Origin of the sequence: Ideonella alba (assembly GCF_018069845.1) — a bacterium.
GTDB lineage: Bacteria > Pseudomonadota > Gammaproteobacteria > Burkholderiales > Burkholderiaceae_C > Ideonella > Ideonella alba.
Window position 1 is genome coordinate 1 of record NZ_JAGQDD010000015.1, and the last position, 18981, is coordinate 18981.

Annotated in this window: 17 protein-coding genes; 7 read left to right on the plus strand and 10 right to left on the minus strand. The window is 69.3% G+C overall.

The window, feature by feature from the left end; all coding sequences use genetic code 11:
• Positions 1-119: 119 nt before the first annotated feature.
• The 10 genes from pcaF to KAK03_RS17405 all read right to left on the minus strand — a co-directional run bounded on the left by pcaF (position 120) and on the right by KAK03_RS17405 (position 10479).
• Positions 120-1328 (minus strand): 3-oxoadipyl-CoA thiolase, encoded by a 1209-nt coding sequence (gene pcaF / locus KAK03_RS17360; protein WP_210855697.1) that lies wholly within the window; start codon positions 1326-1328, stop codon positions 120-122.
• Positions 1329-1383: 55 nt separating this feature from the next.
• On the minus strand, positions 1384-2100 hold the full coding sequence (locus KAK03_RS17365) for an ABC transporter ATP-binding protein (RefSeq protein WP_210855699.1): 717 nt from the start codon (positions 2098-2100) through the stop codon (positions 1384-1386).
• Positions 2100-2855 carry an ABC transporter ATP-binding protein gene (locus tag KAK03_RS17370; protein WP_210855701.1) on the minus strand — a complete coding sequence of 252 codons (756 nt, stop codon included), beginning with the start codon at positions 2853-2855 and terminating at the stop codon, positions 2100-2102. The genes KAK03_RS17365 and KAK03_RS17370 overlap by 1 nt, the downstream gene beginning before the upstream one ends.
• Positions 2852-3823, minus strand: a complete 972-nt coding sequence (locus tag KAK03_RS17375; protein ID WP_210855703.1) for a branched-chain amino acid ABC transporter permease — start codon at positions 3821-3823, stop codon at positions 2852-2854. Before KAK03_RS17375 ends, KAK03_RS17370 begins: the two co-directional genes overlap by 4 nt.
• Complete coding sequence (locus tag KAK03_RS17380; protein ID WP_210855705.1) at positions 3823-4704, minus strand: branched-chain amino acid ABC transporter permease; 882 nt, start codon at positions 4702-4704, stop codon at positions 3823-3825. The genes KAK03_RS17375 and KAK03_RS17380 overlap by 1 nt, the downstream gene beginning before the upstream one ends.
• 146 nt (positions 4705-4850) lie before the next feature.
• The gene (locus KAK03_RS17385) at positions 4851-6017 is read right to left on the minus strand and encodes an ABC transporter substrate-binding protein (protein WP_210855707.1); all 1167 of its coding nucleotides are present in this window, start codon (positions 6015-6017) and stop codon (positions 4851-4853) included.
• A complete protein-coding gene (locus KAK03_RS17390) occupies positions 6014-6817 on the minus strand; it encodes an alpha/beta fold hydrolase (RefSeq protein ID WP_210855708.1) in 804 nt (267 codons plus the stop codon). Before KAK03_RS17390 ends, KAK03_RS17385 begins: the two co-directional genes overlap by 4 nt.
• Entirely contained in the window at positions 6814-8418 is a 1605-nt protein-coding gene (locus KAK03_RS17395; protein ID WP_210855710.1) for a benzoate-CoA ligase family protein, read from the minus strand. The genes KAK03_RS17390 and KAK03_RS17395 overlap by 4 nt, the downstream gene beginning before the upstream one ends.
• 35 nt (positions 8419-8453) lie before the next feature.
• Positions 8454-10007 (minus strand): 3,4-dehydroadipyl-CoA semialdehyde dehydrogenase, encoded by a 1554-nt coding sequence (locus KAK03_RS17400; protein ID WP_210855713.1) that lies wholly within the window; start codon positions 10005-10007, stop codon positions 8454-8456.
• 1 nt (position 10008) lies between these two features.
• Positions 10009-10479 carry a 4-hydroxylaminobenzoate lyase gene (locus tag KAK03_RS17405; protein ID WP_210855715.1) on the minus strand — a complete coding sequence of 157 codons (471 nt, stop codon included), beginning with the start codon at positions 10477-10479 and terminating at the stop codon, positions 10009-10011.
• Between the two features lie 131 nt (positions 10480-10610).
• Here KAK03_RS17405 and KAK03_RS17410 point away from each other — a divergent pair, with 131 nt between their 5' ends.
• The 7 genes from KAK03_RS17410 (at position 10611) to KAK03_RS17440 (ending at position 18978) form a co-directional block, all read left to right on the plus strand.
• Positions 10611-11543 (plus strand): helix-turn-helix transcriptional regulator, encoded by a 933-nt coding sequence (locus KAK03_RS17410; protein WP_210855717.1) that lies wholly within the window; start codon positions 10611-10613, stop codon positions 11541-11543.
• A 109-nt stretch (positions 11544-11652) separates the two neighbouring features.
• Positions 11653-13323, plus strand: a complete 1671-nt coding sequence (gene boxC, locus KAK03_RS17415) for a 2,3-epoxybenzoyl-CoA dihydrolase (protein ID WP_210855719.1) — start codon at positions 11653-11655, stop codon at positions 13321-13323.
• 97 nt (positions 13324-13420) lie between these two features.
• The gene (gene boxB / locus KAK03_RS17420) at positions 13421-14848 is read left to right on the plus strand and encodes a benzoyl-CoA 2,3-epoxidase subunit BoxB (protein WP_210855721.1); all 1428 of its coding nucleotides are present in this window, start codon (positions 13421-13423) and stop codon (positions 14846-14848) included.
• Positions 14849-14956: 108 nt separating this feature from the next.
• A complete protein-coding gene (boxA, locus tag KAK03_RS17425; RefSeq protein WP_210855722.1) occupies positions 14957-16243 on the plus strand; it encodes a benzoyl-CoA 2,3-epoxidase subunit BoxA in 1287 nt (428 codons plus the stop codon).
• A gap of 5 nt (positions 16244-16248) precedes the next feature.
• Entirely contained in the window at positions 16249-17043 is a 795-nt protein-coding gene (locus KAK03_RS17430; RefSeq protein WP_210855724.1) for an enoyl-CoA hydratase-related protein, read from the plus strand.
• On the plus strand, positions 17036-18547 hold the full coding sequence (locus KAK03_RS17435) for a 3-hydroxyacyl-CoA dehydrogenase (protein ID WP_210855726.1): 1512 nt from the start codon (positions 17036-17038) through the stop codon (positions 18545-18547). The genes KAK03_RS17430 and KAK03_RS17435 overlap by 8 nt, the downstream gene beginning before the upstream one ends.
• Positions 18544-18978 carry a MaoC family dehydratase gene (locus KAK03_RS17440; RefSeq protein WP_210855729.1) on the plus strand — a complete coding sequence of 145 codons (435 nt, stop codon included), beginning with the start codon at positions 18544-18546 and terminating at the stop codon, positions 18976-18978. Before KAK03_RS17435 ends, KAK03_RS17440 begins: the two co-directional genes overlap by 4 nt.
• Positions 18979-18981: the final 3 nt, after the last annotated feature.

An 18981-nucleotide genomic window follows, 5' to 3' on the forward strand; every position in this document is an offset into this window, starting at 1 on the left:
GTCGAACGAAGTCAAGGAGGAGGCCGCAGGCCGGGGGACATGAGAGAGACCCCTTTCCCCCACCTCGCCTCAACCACTTCCGCGGGCAATGACTGCCTAGGGCAGCCAGCCGCCGTTTTTCAGACCCGCTCGACGATCAACGCAATGCCCTGCCCCACGCCGATGCACATCGTGCACAGCGCGTAGCGGCCGCCGCTGCGGTGGAGTTGGTTGACCGCGGTGGTCACCAGGCGCGCGCCGCTGGCGCCCAGCGGGTGGCCCAGGGCGATGGCGCCGCCGTTCGGGTTGACGCGCGGGTCGTCGTCTTGCAGGCCCAGGTCGCGCAGCACGGCCAGGCCCTGAGCGGCGAAGGCCTCGTTGAGTTCGATCACGTCCATTTGCGCCAGACTCAGGCCGGTCAGTTCCAGCACCTTGCGGCTGGCCGGCGCCGGGCCGATGCCCATGATGCGCGGCGGCACGCCAGCGGTGGCCATGCCCACCACGCGGGCGCGCGGCGTCAGGCCGTGGCGGGCGGCGCTGGCCTCGTCGGCCAGCAGCAGCGCGCAGGCGCCGTCGTTGACGCCGCTGGCGTTGCCGGCGGTCACCGTGCCGTCGGGGCGCACCACGCCCTTGAGCTTGGCCAGCGCTTCCAGGCTGGTGTCGCGGGGGTGCTCGTCCTTGGCGACGACGATGGCCTCGCCCTTCTTCTGCGGGATCGTCACCGGGCAGATCTCGGCGTCAAAGTAGCCAGCCAACTGCGCAGCCACGGCCTTCTTCTGGCTGGCCAGGGCCATGCGGTCCTGGGCCTCGCGCTCGATCCTGAAATCGGTGGCCACGTTCTCGGCGGTCTCGGGCATCGCGTCCACACCGTAGGCGGCCTTCATCTTCGGGTTGATGAAGCGCCAGCCGATGGTGGTGTCGTACACCGCATTGGCACGGCTGAAGGCGCTCTCGGCCTTGGGCATGACGAAGGGCGCGCGGCTCATGCTCTCGACACCGCCGGCGATCATCAGACCGGCCTCGCCCGCCTTGATGGCGCGCGCGGCGATGCCCACCGCATCCATGCCCGAGCCACACAGCCGGTTCACCGTGGTGCCCGGCACCTCCAGCGGCAGGCCAGCCAGCAGGCTGGCCATGTGCGCCACGTTGCGGTTGTCCTCGCCGGCCTGGTTGGCGCAGCCGAAGATCACATCGGTCACCGCGGCCCAATCGACCTTCGGGTTGCGTGCCATCAGCGCCTGCAGCGGCACGGCGCCCAGGTCGTCGGTGCGCACCGACGACAAGGCGCCGCCGTAGCGGCCGAAGGGCGTGCGTTGGGCATCGCAGATGAAGGCGTGGCGGGTGCTCATGGCAGCAGGTTCCTGAAAAAGGAGTCAGACTCGAATGGCGTGGGGTGGCGCGGGCTCAGACGCCCAGGTAGCGGTGCAGCGCGGCTTCGTCAGCAGACAGTGTCTCCGAAGCGCCTTCCAGCACCAGGCGACCCTTTTCCAGCACCAGCGCGCGGTCGGTGTTCGCCAGCACCTTGCGGAAGTCGCGGTCGACCACCAGCGAGGCGATGCCGGTGCGGCGCACCAGGCTGATGACGCGCCAGATCTCGGCCACCACCAGCGGCGCCAGGCCCTCGGTGGCTTCGTCGAGGATCAGCAGGTCCGGGTTGGTCATCAGCGCGCGGCCGATGGCCAGCATCTGCTGCTCGCCGCCGCTGAGCTGGCCGCCGCCGTTGGTCAGGCGCTCGGCCAGGCAGGGGAAGGTCTCCAGCACGCGCTCGAAGGTCCAGTCGACCTGGCCTCGGGTGCCGGCGCGCGCCGCCATCACCAGGTTCTCGCGCACGCTGAGGTTGGGGAAGACGCCGCGGCCCTCGGGCACATAACCAATGCCCAGGCGGACGATCTTCTCGGGCGGCTGCCCGGTCATGTCGCGGCCCGCCACCTGCACCTGGCCGGCGCTGGCGCGCAACTGGCCGATCAGCGTGCGGATCAGCGTGGTCTTGCCCATGCCGTTGCGGCCCAGCAGACCCACCGCCTCGCCCGGCGCAATGGCCAGGCTGATGCCGTGCAGGATGTGGCTCTGGCCATAGTGCGCGTGCACATCGCGCGCCTGAAGAAACGGGGCGGCGCTCATCAATGGGAATCCCCGAGGTAGGCCAGTTGGACGTCACGGTTGGCGCGCACCTCGGTCGGTGCGCCACTGGCGATGACACGGCCGTTGACCATCACGGTGATGCGGTCGGCGACGCGGAACACCGCATCCATGTCGTGTTCCACCAGCAGGATCGCGTGGCCGGCCTTGAGCTCGCCCAGCAGGGTCAGCATGCGCTCGGTCTCCTCGGCGCCCATGCCGGCCAGCGGCTCGTCGAGCAGCAGGACCTTGGGGTTGGACGCCAGGCACATCGCAATCTCCAGCTGGCGTTTCTGGCCATGCGACAACACGCCGGCGGTCCGCTCGGCCACCTCGGCGAGGCCGGTGCGCGCCAAGGCCTCGTCGGCGGCCTGCATGGCGTCGCGGCAGGCGGTGGCGGGGGTGAGCCAGTTCCAGGGCTTCTGCCACCGCGCCTGGGCCGCCAGGCGGCAGTTCTCGCGCACGCTGAAGGGCAGGAAGATGGTGTTGCGCTGGTAGCTGCGGCCCAGACCCGCGCGGGCGCGGCGCGGCTGGGTCCGGCCGGTCACGTCCTCGCCCAGCAGTTCCACCGTGCCCGCCGAGGCGGGCAGTTCGCCCGAGAGCAGATTGATCAGCGTGGACTTGCCGGCGCCATTGGTGCCGATGACCGCGTGCAGTTCGCCCTGGCGCAGGTCCAGCGTCACGCCTTCGACCGCCTTCAGGCCACCGAAGAAGCGCGACAGGCCCTGTGCGCGCAGCAGAAGGGCATCACCGCTCATGCGCCCTCCTTCGGCGTGACCAGGCCGATCAGACCGCGCGGCAGCAGTGCCACGAAGGCGATGATGGCCAGGCCCAGCATCAGCTGCCAGTGCTTGGCAAACGGGCCGAACACCGCCTGCGACTGGAACAGCTCCTGCAGCAGCGTGAAGGCCAGCGCGCCGATCAGCGCACCGCGCAGATGCCCCAGGCCGCCCAGGATGATCATGATCAGCACCGCGCCGCTCTGGTGCCAGGACATCAGCTCGGGGTTCACCACACCATCCTTCACCGCGAACAGATAGCCCGCCAGCCCCGCCAGCATGGCCGAGAAGACGAACACCGCCAGCTTGTACGGGTAGGTGGCGAAGCCCGCCGCCCGCATGCGCTGTTCGTTGACCTTGATGCCGGCCAGCGCGCGGCCGAAGCGGCTGCGCAGCATCACCGACCAGAACGCCGCCACGCCCAGCAGGCAGGCCCAGACCAGCCAGTACAGCGTGTGGCCCTGGTCCAGGTCGAAGGGCTTCCAGCCGAAGATCGACGCATCGGGCTTGAAGTAGAGGTAGATGCCGTCGCTGCCGCCCACCCAGTTGGTGTCGTGCGCCACGAAGAAGGCCATCTGCGCAAAGGCCAGCGTGATCATGATGAAGTACACGCCCTTGGTGCGCAGCGACAGCGCGCCCACCAGCAGCGCATAGCCGCCGGCCGCCGCCACCGCCGCCGCCGCGGTCAGCCACAGCGAGGCCGCCTCGCTCTGCGGCGTCAGTACCGCAGCCGCATAGGCGCCGATGCCGAAGAACGCCGCCTGACCGAAGCAGACCAGGCCGGTCTGGCCGACCAGCAGTTCCAGGCTCAGCGCGAAGATCGCCAGGATCATGATCTTCATCGCCAGCTCGGCATAGAAGGGCGGTGCCCACAGCGGCCACAGTGCCAGCAGGATGAAGGCCAGTGCCACGGGCACCGCCTTGCGAAGGAAACCGGTCTCGAACATCAGCCTGCCTTGAACAGCCCTTCCGGCTTCCACAACAACATCACCGCCATCAGCAGGTACACCGAGACACCGGCGATGCCCGGCACCAGCACCTTGCCGAAGGTGTCGACAAAGCCCACCAGCAGCGCCGCGATCAGCGCGCCCTTGATCGAGCCGATACCGCCGATCACCACCACCACGAAGCAGATGATCAGCACGCTCGAGCCCATGCCCGGGTAGACCGAGGACACCGGCGCCGCGATCATCCCGGCCAGCGCCGCCAGCGCCACGCCCACCGCAAACACCACGCGGTACAGCAGCCGGATGTCCACACCCATGGCCCGCACCATGTCGCGGTTGCTGGCCCCGGCGCGGATGCGCATGCCCAGCCGCGTGCGCGCCAGCACCGCCCACATCGCCAGCGCCACCGCCACGCACACCGCCGAGATGAACAGGCGATAGACCGGGTAGGTCATCACCTCGCCCAGCGGAATGCTGCCCGACAGCCAGGCCGGCGGCTGCACGCCGTGCACGTCATCGCCCACGATGATCGAGCGCAGTTCCTCAAACACCAGGATCAGGCCGTAGGTCATCAGCACCTGCTGCAGGTGCTCGCGCTCGTACAGGTAGCTGATGAACACCCACTCCAGCACGTAACCCAGCAGCACCGACAGCACGATGCCCACCGCCATCACCGTGAAGAAGCCGCCGCCCAGCCACTGCTCCACCGCCGGCGCCAGCGCATAGGCCATGTAGGCGCCGATCATGTAGAAGCTGCCATGCGCCAGGTTGATGACGCCCATGATCCCGAAGATCAGCGTCAGCCCCGAGGCCACCAGGAACAGCAGCAGCCCGTACTGCACCGCATTCAGGCACTGGATGAGAAAAGTGGCGAGATCCACAACAGTCCATCAAGGCGCCGCAACGCCGCAGAAGAAAAGGAGGCCGGAAGGCCGACGCCCCCTCAAGTAACCACCGCGGATCCGGCTATGCCGGTCCGCTGGTGGAGCCCCCGCGGGGGGTGGCGAGCGCTAGCGAGCCTGGGGGCTCACGATTTGCAGCCACGGGCCGGGTCGGCCAGCGACTTGGAGGCAATGCCCACCACCTTGTTCTCCTTGCCCACCACCTGGCGCAGGTACATGTCCTGCACCGGGTTGTGCGCCTTGCTCAGCGTGAAGGCGCCGCGCGGGCTGTCGATCTTGGCCTTTTCCACCGCAGCGGCGAACTCGGCCTTCTTGCTGACGTCACCCTTCACCGCATTCAGGCCGATGCCCAGGATCTGCGCCGCGTCATAGCCCTGCACCGCGTACACGTCCGGCTGCAGCTTGTAGGTCTTGGCGTAGGCCAGGCGGAAGCTCTTGTCCTTGGCATTGTCCAGGCTGTCGCCGTAGTGCAGCGCGGTGAACAGGCCATCGGCCGAGGCGCCCTGGGCCTCCAGCGTGCCATCGGTCAGGAAGCCCGAGCCGTACAGCGGGATGCTCTTCTTCAGGCCCGCCGCGTCGTAGTCCTTGACGAACTTGACCGCGCCGCCGCCGGCGAAGAAGGTGTAGACCGCATCAGGCTTGATGGCGGCGATCTCGGTCAGCAGGGCCTGGAACTCGACGTTCGGGAAGGGCAGCGTCAGCTCCTTGACCACCGAGCCGCCGCCCTTCTCGAAGGCCTCCTTGAAGCCCTTGACCGATTCATCGCCGGCCGCGTACTTCCAGGTGATGGTCACGGCCTTCTTGATGCCCTTCTTGGCCATCACCTCGCCGGTGGCGTAGCCCGGCTGCCAGTTGCTGAACGAGGAACGGTAGATGTTGTTGCCGCACATCGGGCCGGTCACCGCGTCGGCGCCGGCATTGGGCACGATCAGCAGCACGTTGTTGTCCTTGGCGGCCTTGGCCATGGCCATGGCCACACCCGAGTGAACGGTGCCGATCAGCACGTCCACGCCATCGCGCTTGATCAGCTTGTTGACGTTCTCGGTGGCCTTGGCGGGATCCGATTCATCATCGACCTTGCTGAACTCGACCTCGCGGCCGCCGATCTTGCCGCCCTGCTCGGCCAGGTACAGCCGGAAGCCGTTCTCGATGGCCACGCCCAGCGCGGCGTAGGTGCCGGTGTAGGGCAGCATCAGGCCGACCTTGAGCTTGGCCCCCTGGGCCATGGCCGAAGCCGAGGCCAGCAGGGCCGCGGCAGCGGCCAGGGCGGTCAGCGAGGTGCGAGCGTTCATGCGTGTGTCTCCTGGTGAAGCAAGGGGGCAAGAAAGGCCTGGCAGGCGCGGATCACCGGCTCAGGATGGTCACGGTGCGGCGAATGCCCGCAACCGGGCAACTTGACCAGTTGCGTGGCCGGCAGTCCATTGGCGATTCCATCGATCTGGGCCATCGTGCCGTAGGGGTCGTCCTCCCCCTGGATGGCCAGCACGGGTGCCATGATATTCTTTAGTTCTGAAGTAATTTGCCACTGGGGAAAGTCCGGGGCCAGCCAGATGTCGTTCCAGCCGTAGAAGGCGGAATCGACGTCGTCGTGGTGGCGGGACAGCGGTGCGCGCAGCCCGCCCTGCTCGTACTGCACGCGGGCCTCGCGGATGCTCTTCAGACCGAATTCCTCGACCAGGATGTGCGGCGCCATCACGATGCAGGCTTTCACCCGCTGGGGTGCGTGGGCCGCATGCAACAGCGCGATCGAGCCGCCGTCGCTGTGGCCCAGCAGCGCATAAGGGCCGCGCACACCCAGCGCGTCGAGCAGCGCCGGCAAGACCTGCTGCGCCTGGCGGTGCATGAAGTCCAGGCCCCAGTGCTCATCGGCCGCGCGCGGCGTGGAACGACCATAGCCGGGGCGCGAGTACACCAGCGCCCGCACGCCGCAGGCGCGCGCCAGCCGGTCCGGGAAGTCGCGCCACATCGACACCGAGCCCAGGCCCTCGTGCAGCACCACCAGCAGCGGCGCCGCGGGGTCGTCCACCCCGACCCAGGTGTGTTCGATGTCGACCGGCCGTCCGGCCCAGTCGATGCGCACCCGCTGGGTCATGCCGCCGGGCCCTTGGCGCGTTCCTGGTCGCGCAGCTTGAAGCGCTGGATCTTGCCAGTGGCCGTCTTGGGCAGGTCTTCGACGAACTCGATCTGGCGCGGGTACTTGTAGGGCGCCAGGTGGTCCTTGACGAAGGCCTTGAGCGCCGCCTCGTCGGTCTGCTGGCCGGGCTTGAGCACCACGAAGGCCTTGGTCTTGGTCAAGCCCTCGGCATCCTCGACGCCGATCACCGCCGCCTCCAGCACCGCCGGGTGCTGGACTAGCGTGGCTTCCACCTCGAAGGGGCTGACGTAGATGCCGCTGACCTTGAGCATGTCGTCGCTGCGGCCGCCGTAGGTGTAGCTGCCGTCGGCGTTGCGGACGTACTTGTCGCCGCTCTTGGTCCAGCCGCCCTGGAAGGTCTCCTGGGTCTTCTGCCGGTTGCCCCAGTACATCATCGCCGCCGAGGGGCCCTGGATGTAGAGGTCACCCGGCTCGCCGTCGGGCACCGGCTGGCCCTCGTCGCCGCGCAGCTCGATCGTGTAGCCCGGCACCGGCCAGCCGGTGGTGCCATAGGCCACCTTCTCGGGCGTGTTGGACAGGAAGATGTGCAGCATCTCGGTCGAGCCGATGCCGTCAACGATGTCCACCCCGAAGTGCGCCTTGAAGCGCTGACCCAGTTCGGCCGGCAGGGCCTCGCCGGCCGAGGACACCAGGCGCAGCTTCACGTCGCTGCGCGCCGGCAGCGCCGGATGCGCCAGCATGCCGGCGAAGCCGGTGGGGGCTCCATAGAACACCGTGGGCTGGACGCCGCCGATGCCGCCCAGCCAGCGCTTGAAGGTGGCGTCCGGCGTGGGCCGCTCGCCCATCAGCAGCACCGTGGCGCCCACGCTGAGCGGAAAGCTCAGCGCATTGCCCAGGCCGTAGGCGAAGAACAGCTTGGCGGCCGAGAAGCACACGTCGTCCTCGCGCAGCTTCAGCACGCCCTTGCCATACAGCTCGGCCGTCCAGTAGGGGTTGCCGTGCGAGTGCACCGTGCCCTTGGGGCGGCCGGTGGAGCCGCTGGAATACAGCCAGAAGCCCGGCGCGTCCGGCCCGGTGGCGGCGGGCTTGCCCAGCGGCGCGTGCGGCGCCAGGAAGGCCTCGAACTCGACCTCGCTGGGGTGCAGCGGCGCGATCGGGCGCGACACCACCACCTTCTGCACCTCATGGTCGGACTTGACCATCGCCGCGGTCACGGCCGGCAGCAGCGCGCCCGAGCACAGCACGGCCTGGGCGCGCGAGTGCTCCAGCATGTAGGCGTAGTCGTCGGCCGTCAGCAGGGTGTTGACGGCCACCGGCACCACGCCGGCGTACATCGCGCCCAGGAAGGCGACGGGCCAGTCGCGGCAGTCGTGCATCAGCAGCAGCACGCGTTCCTCGCGCTTGACGCCCTGGGCGCGCAGCGCGGCGGCCAGCTGGCGCACGCGCTGGTCGAGCTCGCCGTAGCTGGTGCTGCCGGTCTCGTCGACAAAGGCCGCCTTGGCGGCGCGGCCGGTGTTGAGCGACAGCAGGTGCGCCGCGAAGTTGAAGTGCTCGGCCAGGCCGGGGACGCCGGCGAGCTCGGTGGTCTGTGCGTTCATGGCGTGTCTCCTGTCGCCGATCGTTCGGGTGCCGGTCAGAGCCGGGTGGCCGGACCCAGGGCCGCCAGCACCTCGGGGGCCGCCTGCAGCGCGCTGCGGCGGTGGTAGAAGTTCAGGGCCCGCAGGCCGCCCAGTTCCTCGCCGCCACCGGCGCGGCCGGGGCCGCCGTGCAGCGATTGCGGCATCACATTGCCGTGGCCGGTGTGCAGCCGCGCCACCGCAGGGGTGACGATGTGCACACGGCCGTGCAGGTCGGCCAGCTCGGTGGCGCAGGCGGCCAGCGCCGCCGGGTCGTCGCCATAGAGCGAGCAGGCCAGCGAGCCGGCACCGCGGCGCACCAGGGCCTGGGCCTGGGCCAGGTCGTCGTAGGGCATCAGCGTGGCCACCGGGCCGAAGACCTCGGTGTCGTGCACCCGTGTGGCGGTGACGGGCTGCTCGCAGCCCAGCAGCACCGGTGCCACGCAGGCCGAGCCGGCATCGGCACCGACCAGCGCTTGCAGGCGCCCGTCGTGCAGCAGCACCGCTTCGGACTGCAGCACGGCCAGGCCTTCCTCGACGTGCCGCTTCTGTTCGAGGCTGACCAGCGCGCCCATGCGCACCGATGCGTCACGCGGGTTGCCCACCACGGTCTTGCGCAGCTGGGCGGAGATCAGTTCGGCCGCCGCGGTGTACAGCGCACGCGGCACGAAGGCGCGGCGGATCGCGGTGCACTTCTGGCCCGACTTCACGGTCATCTCGCGCGCCACCTCGCGGGCGAACAGCGACAACGCCTCGGAGCCCTCGCCCACCGGCAGCAGCAGCGCCGAGTTCAGGCTGTCGGCCTCGATGTTGACGCGCACCGAGTGGCGCACCACGGCCGGGTGCGAGCGAATGACGGCGGCCGTCTCGGCCGAGCCGGTGAAGCTCAGCACATCCTCGCCCTGCAGCTGATCGAGCAGGCCGGCCGAGCTGCCGCAGACCACACTGAGCGCGCCCAGCGGCAGGATGCCCGCAGCCACCACATCGGCCACCATGCGCTGGGTCAGCCAGGCGGTGGCGGTGGCGGGTTTGACGATCACCGGCACCCCCGACAGCAGCGCCGGCGCCGCCTTCTCCCACAGGCCCCAGGCCGGGAAGTTGAAGGCGTTGATGAACAGCGCCACGCCGCGGGTGGGGGTCATCACATGCTGCGACGCGAAGGCGTTGTCCTTGGCCAGCGCCACCGGCTCGCCGTCCAGCAGCAGCCGGGCCTCACCCAGCCTGGCGCCCCAGCGGGCGTACTGGCCCAGGGTGTAGATCGCGCCGTCGATGTCCACCGCCGAATCACTCTTCACGGTGCCCGAGTTGCGGGTGGCGATCTCGTCGTAGGCATCACGGTCCGCGACCAGCACCTCGCCGATGCGCGACAACAGCGCGGCGCGCTCACCGTAGCTGAGCGCCCGCAGCGCGGCACCGCCCTGCTGGCGGGCGAAGGCAAAGGCCGCGCCCAGGTCCAGCCCGGCGCTGGACACCGTCACCAGCGCCTCGCCGGTGACCGGGTCGTGCAGCGTGGTGCCGGCGCCCTGGCCAGCCACCCATTGGCCGGCCACGAAGTTCTTCAGGGATTCCATCTCAGGCCTTGGTGAATTGGATCGCGCCCTCGGGCAGCAGGTACAGCACGTAGGCGCGGCCACCGGTCACGGTGGGGCGGTGGGCACTGCCGGGCGGGTAGACCTTCCAACCGGCGGCCTGGCCGTCAAAGCGGGCGTCGCCGTCCAGCGGCATCACCAGGTCGATCTCGCCATTCGGGTGCACGTGGTGCGGGCCCACCACATCGCGCATGTCGACCACATCGACCGAAAAGCCATTCAGCGCCGGTGTCGGCTTGATCACCCGGCCGTAGCGGATGCCGCCGTGCTCGTGCGGGCAGATCCAGCCGGCGGCGTCACCGGCCCGGCAGGCCGCGACGATGGCTTCGAACAGCAGGCTGCCGGCCGGGTGGGTGCGGTTCAGTTCGGCGGCCAGCGCCTCATCCAGCGGGCGGCCGGCCAGCGAGGCGGTCAGCGGGGCGATCAGGTCCTGGAAGGTGTCGACAGTGCTCATTCGGTGTCTCCTGGGCCTCGCTTCCCCGGGGGTCGCGAGGCTTGTGGAAATTTAGTGCATGTACGAAACTTACCCGGCCGGAGCGGCCGCGTCAAGCACTATATTGCATGCTTCGGGTAATCACTGAATCCATGGACGACTTTGATCCGACTCTGGCCGACCCCCCCGCCACCGAGCGCCCCAGCGACCCGCGCGACCCCTTCCTGACCGCGCTGGGCGAGCGCGTGCGCTCCTTGCGGGCGCGCCGCGGCCTGACCCGCAAGGCCTTGTCCCAACACTCTCAGGTGTCCGAGCGCCACCTGGCCAACCTGGAGCTGGGCGTGGGCAATGCCTCGGTGCTGGTGCTGCGCCAGGTCTGCCGCGCGCTGGACTGCCCGCTGCCCGAACTGCTGGGCGACGAGACCAGCAGTTCACCCGAATGGGCGCTGATCCGCGACCTGCTGCGTGGCCGCAGCGAGGACGAGCTGCGCCGCGGCCGCATGGCGCTGACCGATCTGTATGGCCAGTCCGGCGCACCCGATGCACGTGCCCAGCGCATCGCGCTCATCGGCCTGCGCGGTGCGGGCAAGTCCACGCTGGGCCGCCTGCTGGCCGAGTCGCTGGACGTGCCCTTCGTCGAGCTGAACACCGAGATCGAGCGCGTCGGCGGCTGCAGCCTGCCCGAGATCCACAACCTGCTGGGCTCGGCCGCCTACCGCCGCTACGAGCGCCGGGCCCTGGAAGAGACCATCCAGCTCTACCCGGACGCGGTGATCGCCACCCCTGGCGGCGTGGTCTCTGACCCGGCCAATTTCAACCTGCTGCTGGGCCACTGCGTCACCGTCTGGCTCAAGGCCACGCCCGAGGAACACATGGCCCGCGTGATGGCCCAGGGCGACCTGCGCCCGATGGCCGGCAACCGCGAGGCGATGGACGACCTCAAGCACATCCTGGCTGAGCGCACCCCCTTCTACAGCCAGGCCGATCTGCAACTGGAAACCGGCGGCAAGCCGCTGGAGCAGGCTTTTGCCGAACTGCGCCGGCTGGTCGAGCCGATGCACCGGGCGGCTCAGGGTATGCACTAAACTGCAGTTTTCGCTTGACAAGCGGATTTTCTGCACTATGATGCCTATCCATGGTTGCTGCACGATCTTGCATCAACCCCTCACCCACCGCCCCTGACCCGGAGACACCATGAGCACCACCCCCGACACCGCCGCCCTGGTCGACTACCGCACCGAGCCCGGCAAGTACCGCCACTGGACCCTGAAGTTCGAAGGCCCGGTCGCCACGCTGGCCATGGGCGTGGACGAGAACGCCGGCCTGCGCCCCGGCTACAAGCTCAAGCTCAACAGCTACGACCTGGGCGTGGACGTCGAGCTGCACGACGCCATCAACCGCATCCGCTTCGAGCACCCCGAGGTGCGCACCGTGGTGCTGACCTCCAGCCGTGAGCGCGTGTTCTGCTCGGGCGCCAACATCTTCATGCTGGGCGTCTCCAGCCACGCCTGGAAGGTGAACTTCTGCAAGTTCACCAACGAGACCCGCAACGGCTTCGAGGATTCGTCCAGGCACTCCGGCCTGAAGTTCCTGGCCGCGGTCAACGGCGCCTGCGCCGGCGGCGGCTATGAGCTGGCTCTGGCCTGCGACGAGATCCTGCTGGTCGATGACCGCAGCTCGGCGGTGAGCCTGCCCGAAGTGCCGCTGCTGGGCGTGCTGCCTGGCACCGGTGGCCTGACCCGCGTCACCGACAAGCGCAAGGTGCGCCATGACCTGGCCGACATCTTCTGCACCACCACCGAAGGCGTGCGCGGCCAGAAGGCCGTGGCCTGGCGCCTGGTCGACGAGATCGCCAAGCCCGCCCAGTTCGCCGCCCGCGTGCAGGAGCGTGCACTGCAACTGGCCGAGCAGAGCGACCGCCCGGCGGGCGCCCAGGGCGTGGCCCTGACCCCGATCCAGCGCACGTTCAACGGCGACAGCCTGCAGTGGCAGCACGTGGGCGTCGAGATCGACCGCGCCAAGCGCCAGGCCGTCATCACCGTCAAGGCGCCCGAGGGTGCGCAGCCGGGCAGCGTCGAGCAGATCGTTGCCGCCGGTGCCGACTGGTACGCGCTGGCCCTGGCCCGCCAACTGGACGACGCCATCCTGCACCTGCGCACCAACGAACTGGACATCGGCACCTGGGTGCTGAAGACCAGCGGCGACGCCGAGGCCGTGAAGGCGCTCGACGCCCTGCTGCTGACCAACCAGAACCACTGGCTGGTGCGCGAGACCACCGGCCTGCTGCGCCGCACCCTCAGCCGCCTGGACGTGTCCTCGCGCTCGCTGTTCGCGCTGATCGAGCCGGGCTCGTGCTTCACCGGCACCCTGCTGGAGCTGGCCCTGGCCTGCGACCGCATCTACCACCTGGCGTTGCCGGACGACGCGGCCAAGGCGCCGAAGATCGGTGTGGGCGAGATCAACTTCGGCCTGTTCCCCATGGCCACCGGCCAGAGCCGCCTGGCGCGCCGCTTCTACGAGGAAGCCGCCCCTCTGGCCGCGGTGCGCGCCACGATCGGCCAGGCACTGGACGCCGACGCCGCCTTCGCGCTGGGCCTGGTCACCTCCAACCCCGACGACATCGACTGGGACGACGAAGTGCGCCTGGCCCTGGAAGAGCGCGCCGCCATGTCGCCCGACGCGCTCACCGGCATGGAAGCCAACCTGCGCTTCAACGGCCCGGAGAACATGGTCACCCGCGTCTTCGGCCGCCTGACCGCCTGGCAGAACTGGATCTTCCAGCGCCCCAACGCCGTCGGCGAGAAGGGCGCGCTCAAGGTCTACGGCAAGGGCGAAAAGAGCCAGTTCGACATGAACCGGGTCTGAGGCCAGCGCCCCACTTTCGACGTTGGGCGGCGCGGTTCCGGGTGGAGCGCGCCGCCACCGAAACACCACTCCCCCGATCCCGGCACACGGAGACACCATGTCCTCGATCAACTACTCGGAAAAGATCCCCAACAACGTCAACCTCTCGGAAGACAAGACCCTGCAGCGTGCGCTGGAGCACTGGCAGCCCAACTACCTGCAGTGGTGGCAGGACATGGGCCCGGACGGCTCGACCAACTTCGACGTCTACCTGCGCACCGCCGTCAGCGTCGACCCCGACGGCTGGGCCCAGTTCGGCCACGTCAAGATGCCCGACTACCGCTGGGGCATCTTCCTGAACCCCAAGGAAGAAGGCCGCCAGGTCAACTTCGGCGAGCACAAGGGTGAAGCCGCCTGGCAGGACGTGCCTGGCGAACACCGCGCCAACCTGCGCCGCATCATCGTCACCCAGGGCGACACCGAGCCGGCCTCGGTGGAGCAGCAGCGCCACCTGGGCCTGACCTGCCCCAGCCAGTACGACCTGCGCAACCTGTTCCAGGTGAACGTCGAGGAAGGCCGCCACCTGTGGGCCATGGTCTACCTGCTGCACAAGTACTTCGGCCGTGACGGCCGCGAGGAAGCCGACGCGCTGCTGCAGCGCAACTCGGGCGATGCCGACAACCCGCGCATCCTGCAGGCCTTCAACGAGAAGACGCCCGACTGGCTGAGCTTCTACATGTTCACCTACTTCACCGACCGCGACGGCAAGTTCCAGCTGTGCGCGCTGGCGGAGTCGGGCTTCGACCCGCTGGCCCGCACCACCAAGTTCATGCTGACCGAGGAAGCCCACCACATGTTCGTGGGCGAGTCGGGCGTGAGCCGCGTGATCGCCCGCACCTGCCAGGTGATGAACGAGCTCAAGACCGATGACCCGGCCAAGATCCGCGCCGCCGGCGTGATCGACCTGCCCACCATCCAGCGCTACCTGAACTTCCACTTCTCGGTGACGATCGACCTGTTCGGCGCCGACGAATCCAGCAACGCCGCGATCTTCTACAACTCGGGCCTGAAGGGTCGCTACGAGGAAACCAAGCGCAGCGACGACCACCGCCTGCAGGGCCAGCACTACACCGTGCTGGGCCTGAAGGACGGCCAGCTGGTCGAGCGCGAGGTGCCGATGCTCAATGCGCTGAACGAGGTGCTGCGCGACGACTACATCAAGGACTCGATCGGTGGCGTGAGCCGCTGGAACAAGGTGATCGAGAAGGCCGGCATCCCCTTCCGCCTGACCACGCCGCACAAGGCCTTCAACCGCAAGATCGGCACGCTCTCGGGCGCGCACATCACGCCGGACGGCCAGGCCGTCAGCGCGGCCGAGTTCGCGGCCCGCGAGAAGGACTGGCTGCCCAGCGCCGAGGACCGCGCGTTTGTCGCCAGCCTGATGGGCCGTGTCGTCGAGCCGGGCAAGTTCGCCAACTGGATCGCGCCGCCGGTCATGGGCATCAACCGCCAGCCCGTCGACTTCGACTACGTGCGATTTAATTGACCCCCCCGAGGCGGCTGCGCCGCTTCCCCCCAGGGGGCGCCGTCTGCGGCCCGGCGAAGCCGGTTCCGCGACGGCACTTGGTTAGCTAGTGCCACTGCAAGGCCCGTCATGAATGCACCGTTGCCCACTGTCGTCAAGCAGCACGTCATCGATCCCGAGATCTGCATCCGCTGCAACACCTGCGAAGCCACCTGCCCGGTCGGCGCGATCACGCACGACTCGCGCAACTACGTGATCGACGTGGCGACCTGCAACTGGTGCAACGCCTGCATCTCGCCCTGCCCCACCGGCTCGATCGACAACTACCGCAGCGTGCCGGCCGGTCGGCCCTACACGCTGGAGGAGCAGTTCAGCTGGGACGAGTTGCCGGCGGAGCTGAGTCCCGACCAATTGCAGGCCGCGGTGGCCGAGTCCGGCGGTGACGCCAGCGCCGTGGCCGCTGAGCCTGCCGCTGCGCCCGCGGCGGACCCGAGCGGCGAGACCGCCTTCCGCAGCGCCGACTGGGGCGCCACGCTGCCGCCCTGGTCGGCCGCGCACGCCTACACCAACCTGTACGGCCCGAAGGCTGTGCAGAAGACGGTCACCGCCACCGTCACCGGCAACGTCCGAGTCACCGAGGTCGGCAAGGACTACGACACCCACCACATCGTGCTGGACTTCGGCGCCATGCCCTTCCCGGTGCTGGAAGGCCAGTCGATCGGCATCGTGCCGCCGGGCACCGATGACAAGGGCAAGCCGCACCATGCGCGCCAGTACTCGATCGCCAGCCCGCGCAACGGCGAGCGCCCGGGCTACAACAACCTCTCGCTGACCATCAAGCGGGTGCTGGAAGACCACGCCGGCAAGCCGGTACGGGGTGTGGCCAGCAACTACATGTGCGACCTCCAGGTGGGCGACACGGTGCAGGTGATCGGCCCCTTCGGCACCAGCTTCCTGATGCCCAACCACCCGCGCTCGAACATCGTGATGATCTGCACCGGCACCGGCAGCGCGCCGATGCGGGCGATGACCGAGTGGCGCCGGCGCCTGCGCGCCAGCGGCAAGTTCGAGGGCGGCAAGCTGATGCTGTTCTTCGGTGCCCGCACCCAGGAAGAGCTGCCCTATTTCGGCCCGCTGCAGAACCTGCCCAAGGACTTCATCGACATCAACTTCGCGTTCTCGCGCACCGCCGGCGCGCCCAAGCGCTACGTGCAGGACGCCATGCGCGAGCGCGCCGCCGACCTGGCCGCGCTGCTGCAGGACCCGAACACCTTCATCTACGTCTGCGGCCTGAAGTCGATGGAAGAAGGCGTGGTGCTGGCGCTGCGCGACGTGGCACAGCAGGCCGGCCTGAGCTGGGACACGATCGGCGCTGCCCTGAAGACCGAAGGTCGCCTGCATCTCGAAACCTACTGACCCCGATGAGCTACAGCACGCTGGATGTCACCGTCGCCCCCGTTGCCCGGGTGCGGATGAACCGCCCCCAGGTCTTCAACGCCTTTGACGAGGCGATGATCGGCGAGTTGGACCAGGCCTTCAGCGCCCTCACCGCCGATCCGTCGGTGCGGGTGATCGTGCTGGAGGGCGCCGGCAAGGCCTTCAGCGCCGGTGCCGATTTGCAGTGGATGCAGCGCGCCAGTACTGCCAGCATCGAATGGAACGAGGCCGATGCGCGCCGCTTCGCCGGCATGCTGCACACGATCCACCGCTGCCCCAAGCCGACGATCGCGCGGGTGCACGGCGTGGCCCTGGGCGGCGGTGTGGGCCTGACCTGCGCCTGCGACATCGCCATCGCCAGCGAGGACGCCAAGTTCTCGGTCAGCGAAGCCAAGTTCGGCATCCTGCCCTCGGTCATCGGGCCCTACCTGACCAATGCGGTCGGCAAGCGCCAGGCGCTGCGGCTGGCGCTGACCACGCAGCGCATTGGCGCCGCAGAAGCCCTGGCCATTGGCCTGGTCCAGCAGGTGGTGGCGGCCGATGCGCTGGACGCCGCGGTGGACGCCACCGTGGCCGAACTGCTCAACGGTGGGCCCCATGCACTGGCCGAGATCAAGGCGCTGTTCGCCCAGTTCGCGGTGGGCCCGATCAGCCCGGACGTGCGCGAGCTGACCGCCCGTACCATTGCCCGCGTGCGCGGGACCGAGGAAGCCCGCGCCGGCTTCGCCGCGTTCCTCGCGAAACAACCTGCCCCCTGGGTTCCCACAACGAATGACTGATCTGACCAACGCCCCGGTGCTCGTGGTGGGCGCCGGCATCATGGGCGCCGGCATCGCCCAGGTGGCCGCCCAGGCCGGCCACCCCGTGTGGCTGCACGACACCCGCGAAGGCGCCGCTGCCAGCGCCAAGGCCGCCCTGGCCAAGACGCTGCAGGGCCTGGTGGACAAAGGCAAGCTGGCCGCCGACGCCGCCGAGGCCGCACTGGCCTGCATCACCCCGATCAGCGCGCTGGCCGAGGCCGCCGCCGCCCGCGTGGTGGTGGAGGCCATCGTCGAGAACCTCGAGGTCAAGCGCGGCCTGTTCCGCGACCTGGAGGCGCTGCTGGCCGATGACGCGATTTTGGCGACCAACACCTCGTCGATCTCGGTCACCGCCATCGCCAACGGCCTGCGCCGGCCGGGCCGCCTGGTGGGCATGCACTTCTTCAACCCCGTGCCGCTGATGAAGCTGGTCGAGGTGGTCTCGGGCCTGCACACCGAGCCGCCGGTGGCCGAGGCCATCTTCACGCTGTCCAAGGCCTGGGGCAAGGTACCGGTGCATGCCAAGAGCTCGCCCGGCTTCATCGTCAACCGCATCGCCCGGCCCTACTACGCCGAGACCCTGGCGCTGCTGCAGGAGCAGGCCGCCACGCCGGGGGTGCTGGACGCCTGCCTGCGCGGTGCCGCCTTCCGCATGGGCCCCTGCGAGCTGATGGACCTGATCGGCCACGACACCAATTTCGCGGTGACGAACTCGGTCTACGGCGCCTACTTCCAGGACAAGCGCTTCGGCCCCTCGGGCGTGCAGCGCGACCTGGTGGATGCCGGCTGGCTGGGCCGCAAGAATGGTCGCGGCTTCTACACCTACCCCCAGACCGACGCCGACAAGGCCCTGCCCGCCGCGCCTCAGGCCGCGCCGGGCGCGCTCACCGTGCACGGCCAGTGCGCCTGGGCAGCACGCATCGCCGACGCGCTCAGTGCAGCCGGCCTCAGCGTCACGCGTGACACCACGGCCGCCGCTGTGGCGATCACGCTGGCCGAGGGCGGCGAACTGCGCCCCACCGATGGCCGACCCGCGGCCCAGCTCGCCTTTGAAGGCGGCGCGCGCGACGTGGCCGTGTTCGACTGGAGCGTCACCGAGACCGTGGCCCCCGGCACACCCATCGCCTTCGCGGTGGCCAGCGGCGCCAGCGACGCCTTTGCCGCCCGCGCCGCCGGCGTGCTGGCCGCTGCCGGCTGGCAGCCGCTGCGCGTGGCCGATGCCGCCGGTCTGGTCGTGGCGCGCACCATCGCCATGCTGGTCAATGAAGCCGCCGACGCCGTGCTGCAAGGCGTGTGCAGCCCCGAGGGCGCCGATGCCGCGATGAAGCTGGGCGTCAACTACCCCGCCGGTCCCTTTGAATGGCTGGCCCGCGCGGGTGCCCCCGCCGTGGTGGGCCTGCTCGACCGCCTGGACACCCACTACCGCGGTGAGCGCTACCGCGTCAGCCCCTGGCTGCGCCAGCGGGTGTGGAGCGCCGCATGAAGTTTGCTGAGTTCCACGCCGGCCAGGTGATCGAGGCCGGCCCCTACACGATCACCGAACAGCAGATCCTCGACTTCGCGACCGCCTGGGACCCGCAGTGGTTCCACACCGATCCCGAGGCCGCCGCCCAGGGCCCGCACGGCGGCCTGATCGCCAGCGGCTGGCAGACCTGCGGCATCGCGATGCGCCTGCTGGCCGAGAAGGCCCTGGCCGGCAGCGAGAGCTTCGCCTCGCCCGGCCTGCAGTACGTGAAATGGCTCAAGCCGGTGCGGCCGAACGACACGCTGCGCGTGGTCGCCACCGTCGTCGAAACCCGCCGCGCCTCGGCCAAGCCCATGGGCATCCTGCGCTGGCGCTGGCAGCTCTTCAACCAGGACGGCGCCGAGGTGCTGGACCTGGAGGCGACCAGCCTGTTCCAGCTGGCCGCCTGAGCC

Coding starts and splice junctions, on each gene's coding strand:
- KAK03_RS17435 (WP_210855726.1), top strand. CDS start 17,036: ATGACTGATCTGACCAACGCCCCGGTGCTCGTGGTGGGCGCCGGCATC.
- boxC (WP_210855719.1), top strand. CDS start 11,653: ATGAGCACCACCCCCGACACCGCCGCCCTGGTCGACTACCGCACCGAG.
- boxA (WP_210855722.1), top strand. CDS start 14,957: ATGAATGCACCGTTGCCCACTGTCGTCAAGCAGCACGTCATCGATCCC.
- KAK03_RS17370 (WP_210855701.1), bottom strand. CDS start 2,855: ATGAGCGGTGATGCCCTTCTGCTGCGCGCACAGGGCCTGTCGCGCTTC.
- KAK03_RS17405 (WP_210855715.1), bottom strand. CDS start 10,479: ATGAGCACTGTCGACACCTTCCAGGACCTGATCGCCCCGCTGACCGCC.
- pcaF (WP_210855697.1), bottom strand. CDS start 1,328: ATGAGCACCCGCCACGCCTTCATCTGCGATGCCCAACGCACGCCCTTC.
- KAK03_RS17365 (WP_210855699.1), bottom strand. CDS start 2,100: ATGAGCGCCGCCCCGTTTCTTCAGGCGCGCGATGTGCACGCGCACTAT.
- boxB (WP_210855721.1), top strand. CDS start 13,421: ATGTCCTCGATCAACTACTCGGAAAAGATCCCCAACAACGTCAACCTC.
- KAK03_RS17390 (WP_210855708.1), bottom strand. CDS start 6,817: ATGACCCAGCGGGTGCGCATCGACTGGGCCGGACGGCCGGTCGACATC.
- KAK03_RS17440 (WP_210855729.1), top strand. CDS start 18,544: ATGAAGTTTGCTGAGTTCCACGCCGGCCAGGTGATCGAGGCCGGCCCC.
- KAK03_RS17410 (WP_210855717.1), top strand. CDS start 10,611: ATGGACGACTTTGATCCGACTCTGGCCGACCCCCCCGCCACCGAGCGC.
- KAK03_RS17385 (WP_210855707.1), bottom strand. CDS start 6,017: ATGAACGCTCGCACCTCGCTGACCGCCCTGGCCGCTGCCGCGGCCCTG.
- KAK03_RS17395 (WP_210855710.1), bottom strand. CDS start 8,418: ATGAACGCACAGACCACCGAGCTCGCCGGCGTCCCCGGCCTGGCCGAG.
- KAK03_RS17430 (WP_210855724.1), top strand. CDS start 16,249: ATGAGCTACAGCACGCTGGATGTCACCGTCGCCCCCGTTGCCCGGGTG.
- KAK03_RS17400 (WP_210855713.1), bottom strand. CDS start 10,007: ATGGAATCCCTGAAGAACTTCGTGGCCGGCCAATGGGTGGCTGGCCAG.
- KAK03_RS17375 (WP_210855703.1), bottom strand. CDS start 3,823: ATGTTCGAGACCGGTTTCCTTCGCAAGGCGGTGCCCGTGGCACTGGCC.